The sequence below is a fragment of the Rhizobium sp. SVR5-9E genome, assembly GCF_056755095.1.
The window spans coordinates 1-257 of sequence record NZ_JBNDHS010000509.1 but is presented as its reverse complement, the minus strand read 5'-3'; the positions used below and the strand labels follow the sequence as shown (position 1 = coordinate 257).

Sequence of the window (257 nt, the reverse complement as noted above, 5' to 3'; positions counted from 1 at the left end):
GCAAAATCCAGCTTGGATTCTACTTTTGTTCGACCTCCCAAATGGTTGATTGAATAGCTTCCTGTAGCTCTTCCTTTTTTGTCATAGTAGGTGTAGTTTTTCGTCCAGTTATCATCTTCAATGTTTTTTACCAGGCTCATGACCGGAAGGCTTTTGGTACTTAATCCTTCTGTTGTGGGAGTATCAGCCATCGTTGCTTCTCCTAAAATCGTTGTTGGAAAAGCCGGATTGAAGCTATACCCTGGATACTGTCTCTT

1 protein-coding gene is annotated in these 257 nt (G+C 41.6%); it reads right to left on the bottom strand.

The features are described from left to right. A partial coding sequence (locus ACPYOJ_RS35835; protein WP_481420453.1) for a hypothetical protein occupies nucleotides 1-191 on the bottom strand: 191 nt, incomplete at its 3' end. Nucleotides 192-257: the final 66 nt, after the last annotated feature.